The 7,325-nt window shown below is 37.1% G+C and carries 8 protein-coding genes; all 8 read left to right on the top strand.

From position 1 onward, the window contains the following. Positions 1–23 precede the first annotated feature (23 nt). The 8 genes from ftsE to AC1DOS_RS16260 all read left to right on the top strand — a co-directional run bounded on the left by ftsE (position 24) and on the right by AC1DOS_RS16260 (position 7,288). A complete protein-coding gene (gene ftsE / locus AC1DOS_RS16295; RefSeq protein WP_477538346.1) occupies positions 24–710 on the top strand; it encodes a cell division ATP-binding protein FtsE in 687 nt (228 codons plus the stop codon). Continuing rightward, complete coding sequence (gene ftsX, locus AC1DOS_RS16290; protein WP_477538345.1) at positions 700–1,584, top strand: permease-like cell division protein FtsX; 885 nt, start codon at positions 700–702, stop codon at positions 1,582–1,584. Before ftsE ends, ftsX begins: the two co-directional genes overlap by 11 nt. Positions 1,585–1,608: 24 nt before the next feature. Continuing rightward, the gene (locus AC1DOS_RS16285; protein WP_477538344.1) at positions 1,609–2,934 is read left to right on the top strand and encodes a murein hydrolase activator EnvC family protein; all 1,326 of its coding nucleotides are present in this window, start codon (positions 1,609–1,611) and stop codon (positions 2,932–2,934) included. A 104-nt stretch (positions 2,935–3,038) separates the two neighbouring features. Then, positions 3,039–3,689, top strand: coding sequence for a hypothetical protein (locus AC1DOS_RS16280; protein WP_477538343.1), 651 nt, complete (start codon positions 3,039–3,041; stop codon positions 3,687–3,689). Between the two features lie 2 nt (positions 3,690–3,691). Continuing rightward, positions 3,692–4,267, top strand: a complete 576-nt coding sequence (locus AC1DOS_RS16275) for a redoxin domain-containing protein (RefSeq protein WP_477538342.1) — start codon at positions 3,692–3,694, stop codon at positions 4,265–4,267. 80 nt (positions 4,268–4,347) lie between these two features. Further along, on the top strand, positions 4,348–5,781 hold the full coding sequence (locus AC1DOS_RS16270) for a S41 family peptidase (RefSeq protein WP_477538341.1): 1,434 nt from the start codon (positions 4,348–4,350) through the stop codon (positions 5,779–5,781). 81 nt (positions 5,782–5,862) lie between these two features. After that, positions 5,863–7,032, top strand: coding sequence for a PDZ domain-containing protein (locus AC1DOS_RS16265; RefSeq protein ID WP_477538340.1), 1,170 nt, complete (start codon positions 5,863–5,865; stop codon positions 7,030–7,032). A 10-nt stretch (positions 7,033–7,042) separates the two neighbouring features. Continuing rightward, complete coding sequence (locus tag AC1DOS_RS16260) at positions 7,043–7,288, top strand: CsbA family protein (protein ID WP_477538339.1); 246 nt, start codon at positions 7,043–7,045, stop codon at positions 7,286–7,288. The last annotated feature ends 37 nt before the right edge of the window (positions 7,289–7,325 follow it).

Raw genomic sequence — 7,325 nt, 5'->3', positions numbered from 1 at the left:
AAGTATAGGTGGTTACAAAAAATATGATTTCAATGAAAAATGTTTATAAGAAATATCCAAATGGCATAGTTGCCGCAAATGGATTTAATGTAGAAATTAAACAAGGTGAATTTGTTTATGTAGTTGGTCCAAGTGGGGCTGGTAAATCGACATTCATCAAGATGATGTATAGAGAAGAACGACAAACGAGCGGAGAAATAATTGTTAATGGAGTAAATTTGGCAACATTGAAGTCGAAACGTGTTCCATATTTAAGAAGACAAATCGGCGTAGTTTTTCAAGACTTTAAATTATTGCCTCGATTAAATGTCTATGAGAATGTTGCATTTGCATTAGAAGTAATTGAGGAATCACCAAACGTGATCCGCAAACGCGTAATGGAAGTTTTGGATTTAGTAGGACTTAAACATAAAGCACGCATGTTTCCAACAGAACTTTCAGGCGGCGAACAACAACGTGTCTCAATTGCCCGTTCTATAATAAATAATCCAAAAGTGATGATTGCTGACGAACCTACTGGTAATTTAGATCCTGATACATCATGGGATATTATGAATTTATTTGAAGAAATTAATCGTCGAGGCACAACAATAATTATGGCAACTCATAATAAAGAAATTGTCAATACGAATACACACCGAGTTATAGCAGTTGAAGGCGGATTAGTGGTTCGTGATGAAGTTGGAGGTGCCTACGGTTATGAAAGCTAGAACAGTAGGACGTCATTTCCGAGAAAGTTTTAAAAGTTTAGGTCGAAATAGTTGGATGACATTTGCTTCGGCAAGTGCTGTTACAGTCACGTTATTATTAGTAGGCGTTTTCGTCATGATTATGATGAACTTAAACAAAGTTGCTGACGATTTAGAAAAAGACGTCGAAATTAAAGTATTAGTCGAACTGACAGCAAATGATAAAGAAGCAAAACAGTTAGAAAAAGAAATAAAAAATATTGATGGCGTAGCATCTCTTACATATTCAACAAAAGAAGCTGAACTCGAAGATTTAATAAACGATTTTGGGGAAAATATGGGATTATCCGAACAAAACAATCCTCTAAGAGCTGCCTTTTATGTGAAAGCTACTAATCCTCAGGATACTGAAAAAGTCGCTGAGAAAATTGATCGGCTAAAAAATACATATTCAATAGAATATGGCGAAGGTAAGATTGAGAAGTTGTTCGAATTCTTAAATGTTGCTCGAAATGTAGGACTAGTCTTAATTTTAGCCTTACTGTTTACTGCAATGTTCTTAATTTCAAATACAATTCGAATTACGATAGTAGCACGTCGTCGTGAAATTGAGATTATGAAACTAGTAGGAGCGACAAATGGCTTTGTCCGAATTCCTTTTGTATTAGAAGGAATGTGGATTGGTATTCTTGGATCAATTTTACCAATTACTCTTGTTAGTCTACTTTACTTCAATCTATATAAAATACTTCAACCATATTTAGAAGGCGAAATGTTTAAATTATTACCAATTACTCCATTTTTATACCAAGTAAACATCCTTATTCTTGTGATGGGTATTTTTATTGGCGTTTGGGGAAGCTTCATGTCGGTGAGAAAGTTTTTACGCGTTTAAGCGCGAATTTGAAAGGGGCATAACATGGGAAAGAAACAATCTAAATTGATGATAGTAGCCTTAGCAACAGTGTTAGGAAGTTCAGTATTTATGAATCAACCTGCTGCTTCAGCAAACTCATTAAATGAATTAAAAAGTGAACAAAAACAATTGGAGCAGAAAGAGAACCGATTGAATTCGACTATTCAGAAGAAAAATGGCGACATTACTAGAAATCAAAATTCTCAAACGGATTTGCTTTCACAGATCCAAGCTCTGGATAGTAAAATAATTGAAACAGATAATGAGATTGATAGAATCAAAGGCGATATTAAACGTACTAATGATGAAATTGACAAATTGCACGAAACGATTAAAGTGCTTGAAAAGAAAATTGCAGATCGTGATGAATTAATTAAAGAACGATTACGCGCGGTTCAAGAACGCGGTGGATCTGTAAATTACTTAGATGTTTTACTTGGAGCTAGTAGCTTCGCGGACTTTATTGACCGCTTCTCTGCTGTTAATACATTAATGGATGCTGATCGTAAAATCCTGGAAGAACAAGCGGCCGATAAAAAATCGCTTGAAGAACAAAAGGCTTCAGTTGAAGAAAAATTAGCGAAACAAAAACAAAGTCAAAACAAGTTAATGAATCTTAAAGCAACTCTTGATTCTCAAAAAGTGTCAAAAGGTAAATTAGTAGATAAACTGGAAGCACAGCAAGCTCTACTAATTACAGAGAAAAAGGGGCTTGAAAAAGAACATGAAGAAACACATAAAATTAGTAAAGAGATTGAAAATAAAATTGTGGCTGAACAATCTCGTTTAATTGAAATTGCTCGTCAAGCAGAAATCGCTCAAAAGAAAAAAGCAGCCGAGGAACATGCACAAAGAAATCAACAAAAATCTACATCAGTGTCATCACCTTCCACTCCTCCTGAACCGGTATCGGTTTCTTCAGGAACATGGACACGCCCTGCTGCTGGTCGATTCTCATCAACCTTCGGAGGACGTAACATTGGTTCTGGAAATGAGTTTCACTACGGTAGTGACATTGCGAATAGCATAGGAACACCGGTTGTTTCTGCAGCAAATGGTGTTATTTCTTACGCTGGACCAATGGGAACTTACGGTAATGTAATCATGATTACTCACTCAATTAATGGTCAAATTTTCACTACTGTTTATGCACATTTAAGCGGAATTAATGTTGGCGTTGGCCAATCAGTTTCAAAAGGACAACTTGTCGGTAAAATGGGAAGTACAGGTCGTTCTACGGGATCACATTTACACTTTGAAGTTCACGTAGGTCCTTGGAATCCTTCACGCTCTAATGCAGTAAATCCAATACGTTACGTATCATTTTAATTAAATCTAGTAATCACTCACTCTCATTTTATTGAGAGTGAGTTTTTCTATATAAATGTTTACTATCGCGGATATATGAAACGTTGTTTAGGAGATGAGAAATTTTGCCCGTTACGGATTGGTTTATAATTAAATCATTAACGATACCTTCATCATGGGTAGCTGTACTTTTGGCCATACTACTGACAGGAATTATTGTATGGCGCAAATTCGGAAAAGCGACAGAAGACTGGTTCTCAGATGCGACTATTCTTTTTTTACTTGTTTGGAAATTCAGTGTAGTCATTACTGATTTTGAAATGATTATGGATTCTCCACTTTCCATACTTTATTTTAATGGAGGTAGTGTAGGGTTATTTCTTGGCTTAAGCATCGCTTTGTCGAAATTATTGTGGCAGTTTAAGCGGGGAATTTTGCATGAATCTGAGCTTGTTGCCATGTTGTTTTCACTTGTCATGTTACAATCTTTATATCAAATAATTATGGTTTTATTAAACGAAGCAGCGACTTGGCAAAAAATCGTAACGGTAGTTTTATTTGTTTTATTAGCAACTCTGACTTGGTTGAAAATCACCAGTTCAACCACTTGGCAATTTCAATTAATTGTATTGTTGTTACTTACACAYATTTTTGTTGCCCTTATTCAACCACAAGGTGTTCTTCAAACTCCGCTCTTTGTTACTGGTATGTTCGTGGTTTGTGGATTGCTAACTTACGCCTTAACAAATAAACAACATGAATTTACGGAGGAATAATGATGAAGAAAAAAATGTTTGGTCTGATTATTGTCGCAATCCTGATTTCCATCATGATTGCTGGATTTGTGAAGGGGAATGTCGATACAGAAGAGTCGTTTTCTAGTGAACAAAAGGGTGTGGATCTACTAGATGTAACATCTGAAGAAGGCTTAACAAAAGGGGACATGGCACCAGACTTTACTCTAACTACACTAGATGGCAAAAAGGTTCAACTATCTGAATTAAAAGGAAAAAAAGTCATTGTCAATTTCTGGGCAACATGGTGTCCGCCATGTAAAGCCGAAATGCCTCATATGCAAAATTTTTACGAAGATTTTTCTGATGAAGAAAATGTGGAAATTTTAGCAGTCAACTTAACAAGTGAGGATAAGGAAGAAAGTGTGCAGAATTTTGTTCAAGATTATGGATTAACTTTCCCGATCCCGCTGGACTCAGAAGGAGTGGTTGGTGAGACGTTTCAAGCCATTACGATCCCAACGTCTTACATGATAGATACGAAAGGGCGTATTCAAAACAAAATCGTAGGCCCGATGGATGAAAACATGATAAAAGATTTTGTTACAAATTTAGATTAATAATAAATCTGGCTTCTTCTTGTCGTATTGCCCGCTACTCGTTCATACAATGAAACGAAGAAAGTAGGGGGCGATATTTATTGAAAAGAAGCCGGGTTTTTTTATTTGCTTTTTTAGTTATTTTGATTCTTTGTTTACTCATGTTTTGGACTCCGTTTAAAAAAGACAAGTCAGCTAGTGATACGATTAGTCAAATGTCACCAATCGATGAAGCTTATGAACGGATTTTAGCTAGCTCAGTTCATCCGGTAGAAGGGAAACTGTTGATTGAAGGCGCTCTTCGAGGAATGGCTGAAACGCTTGGGGATCCTTACAGTAAGTATATGACTAAAGAAGAAGCTAAATCGCATCGGGAATCATTGTCGGACGAGCGCGTAGGTATTGGTTTAGAAATTGTTGAAAATAAAGGACGCTTTATCGTGGTAACGCCTTTGAAAGAATCACCAGCTGAAAAAGCAGGCGTTAWACCTTACGACGAAATTGTACAAGTAGATGGAGAGCGAGTCGACGGAAAAAGTTTATCTGATTTGCTAAAAGCTATTAAAGGTAAAAAAGGAACGAATGTTACTTTAACCGTCTTTAGAGAAACAGAAGATCGCCATATGGAACTAAGTATGGTGAGATCGGCACTGCAAATTCACACCGTTTCTAGTGAGCGTATCGAACAAGATAATTCGGCAATTGGCTATGTAAGTATTTCAATTTTTGGTGAAAAAACTGCAGAAGAATGGGAACAGCAAACCCGCACTTTGGTCAAGCAAGGAATCGACGGCTTATTAATTGATGTTCGAGGAAATCCAGGCGGATATTTACATAGCGTAGAACAAATCATTGGTACGATGTTGAAAAACGGACAGATCTTCGCTTATATGCAAGATGCCAAAGGTGTTCTCGAACCTTTGCCAGTGAAAGCAACTAATGTAGATGACTACTCAAAAGTTATGAAGAAGATTCCGATTGTGTTGTTGCAAAACGAAGGCAGTGCTTCCGCAAGCGAAGTGTTGAGTGGTGCATTAAAATCAAACCAACGTGCACTCATTGCTGGTTCTAAGAGCTTTGGGAAAGGTACTGTTCAGGAAACATGGGAACTAACCAATGGAGGGGAAATGAAACTATCCTCGCATAAATGGTTGACACCAAAGCAACAGTGGATTCATGGAAAAGGCATAGTAGCCGATTTTAAAGTTGAATCAAATGAGCTTTACCAGCTAGAGCCGTTGCCTATTAGTGGCACTTATCAAGTAGGAGATTTTCATGAAGATATCATTTATGGACAAAAAGTATTAAAGGCATTAGGATATCCTATTACAAAAGTTAATGGATATTTTGATGAAGATACGGCAAAAGCAGTGTTGAAATTCAAAAAAGAAAAGAAACTACAAACTGATGCGATTATGAATACAGAGTTTTATCATTCAGCTAGAGAGACGATTTTGACGTATAAAACGAKCAAGAAAAATGACGATCAACTGCAAAAGTCCTTAGGTTATTTATTCCACTCTATTCAAAAGTAGAAAAAACCTATACGCATTCTATCAACGGTTTGTTACAATGGAAAGAAATGCACGAACCGTTGATTGGGTGGTGTTTGGTTTATGTGGCAAGAGATAGGATCAGAGTTGTTAAAAGGGATCAGTAAATTATTTATCAATCCATTATTTTACATTGCAATTCTTTTCGCAATACTCCTGGGATATGTTCGTGTGAAAAGAGAAAGACGTTCTTTTCGAACGCGTATTTTATGGGGTTGGACAGAAATGAAGAGAATGTTTGCGGACATCTGGATTTTTGCAGTTATTCTTTCAGTACTTAGTATTGGTATTGGTTTAACCGTAACGACAGATTGGATTGCAACGTATAGTATCATCAGTGCCATTCTGGTAATGCTTTTCATGTATCAATTGGGTTCACCAATTGTAGCAGCTGCATTAGCTATCGGAGCATTGTGGATTGGATATGAAATGAATCTCACATTCTCGTTTTTGACTTTTGATTGGTTTGGAGAAATGAACTGGATGCAATTGTCATTGCCTGTTGCCTTAATTATCGGTGCAACAGTAATTGTTGAAGGTCTACTCATTAGTAAAACTGGTGCTGAATCTGCTTCACCAATTTTAGTGAAGTCTTCTCGTGGACTAACAGCTGCAAGTTATTTATCCAAGCGTTTATGGATGATTCCCTTGCTTGTGATAGTGCCAGGAGATGTCATTCAGGAGTTTTCTCCATACTGGCCTCAATTTTCATTCGGTAGTGAATCATTTGGGTTGGTATTATTTCCAGTTGTAATTGGCTTCCAACAAAAAACTCGTCGTTCACTGCCAGTATATTTATTCCCGAAACTTGGAATGTCTGTTGCAGCTGTTGGTCTAGGTACTGTGATTTTATCAATAACTGCATTTTGGTTCCCCGTGATGGCAGCAATTAGTTTAGCTATTGGTGCAATTGCCCGTATTGGGGTTTGGATGACCTTTGCAATCAAAGAACGACAAGGAAATCACGCTGTTGCTCCCAAAGATTCAGGAGTAATGATTGCGGGTGTCTTACCCGATTCGCCAGCTGAAAAAATGGGACTTGTTATTGGTGAGTGTATTCGTAGAGTAAATGGTCAAACAGTTTCAAACGAAAGAGAATTATATGAAGCAATTCAGATAAACGCGGCACATTGTAGACTTGAAGTTCTCGATCATCAAGGAGAAGTACGATTACGTCAACACGTTATATACCGTCACGACCACCATCGTCTCGGTTTATTGGTCGTAAGATAGGAGAACATTTATGGAATCTATGGTTACCAAATTTATTTTAGCCTTATTAGTACCCGGAGTGCTCGTTATATTATTTACACGAATTACGTTCTCACATATAGTAGCGTTGATATTAACGGTCGCCCTGATTACTGCATCCGTATATGCAGGATATACACATACTTGGTTGCTGTACGTCGTCGATGCTTTATCCTTAACTATCGGGTTTTGGTATGCAACACTTATGATGAAACGCGGCAAGAAACAGGAAGATTAAACGAAACGACTTTACACTCATGTGTAAAGTCGTTTTT

This window comes from Paenisporosarcina sp. P5_A11, from assembly GCF_056400705.1.
Note: the sequence above shows the minus strand (reverse complement) of the source record. Positions and strands in the feature narration are given on the sequence as shown.

What these genes read in the sequence shown, in the direction of transcription:
- AC1DOS_RS16260 (WP_477538339.1), top strand. Translation starts at nt 7,043, where the DNA reads ATGGAATCTATGGTTACCAAATTTATTTTAGCCTTATTAGTACCCGGA.
- AC1DOS_RS16285 (WP_477538344.1), top strand. Translation starts at nt 1,609, where the DNA reads ATGGGAAAGAAACAATCTAAATTGATGATAGTAGCCTTAGCAACAGTG.
- ftsX (WP_477538345.1), top strand. Translation starts at nt 700, where the DNA reads ATGAAAGCTAGAACAGTAGGACGTCATTTCCGAGAAAGTTTTAAAAGT.
- ftsE (WP_477538346.1), top strand. Translation starts at nt 24, where the DNA reads ATGATTTCAATGAAAAATGTTTATAAGAAATATCCAAATGGCATAGTT.
- AC1DOS_RS16275 (WP_477538342.1), top strand. Translation starts at nt 3,692, where the DNA reads ATGAAGAAAAAAATGTTTGGTCTGATTATTGTCGCAATCCTGATTTCC.
- AC1DOS_RS16265 (WP_477538340.1), top strand. Translation starts at nt 5,863, where the DNA reads ATGTGGCAAGAGATAGGATCAGAGTTGTTAAAAGGGATCAGTAAATTA.